Source organism: Photobacterium sp. R1 (genome assembly GCF_054600795.1).
The window spans coordinates 1-514 of sequence record NZ_BAAHZP010000066.1 but is presented as its reverse complement, the minus strand read 5'-3'; the positions used below and the strand labels follow the sequence as shown (position 1 = coordinate 514).

Genomic DNA, 514 nt, shown 5'->3' with positions numbered 1-514 from the left:
CACCTATGTCAGCACGCCGGGCAGCGGGCAATCACACAACCACGGTCACGTCGACGTGCGTCAAAAGTCGGTGGCCGTTATTTGGATTATGAAGTTATGAGAATTACAGCAGTCACACAAGATCAGCTCATCGTCATTGATGGTGTGCCGGCCTTTTTGGGACACATCGGCGGCTATGCCATGAGGCAAGGTGAATGGGCGGTTGATTTCAACACCCTGACCGGGCTGGGCCATATCGAATACACGGATAACCGCCCGAATCAAATCATCGATAGCACAGTGTTTAACGCCGCCTATGGGTGGCTGATTGATGAGCACCAACGTGATTTAACCGCGATGGCCGAACAGCAAGCAGCAGAGGAAGCGGCACGCAATGAGCAGCAACAAAATCTTATTGATACTGAGTCTGATGGTAGTGGGGTTAGCAACAGTGACAATGTATAAGCCGCGAGGCATCCGAAACAACAACCCGGGCAATATTGAAGACAACGGCACCGCATGGCGTGGCCGCGTC

Annotated in this window: 1 protein-coding gene; it reads left to right on the top strand. The window is 52.7% G+C overall.

The window, feature by feature from the left end; translation table 11 throughout:
- The first annotated feature begins 96 nt into the window (after positions 1–96).
- A complete protein-coding gene (locus ACYP03_RS23965) occupies positions 97–444 on the top strand; it encodes a hypothetical protein (protein ID WP_459782358.1) in 348 nt (115 codons plus the stop codon).
- Positions 445–514: the final 70 nt, after the last annotated feature.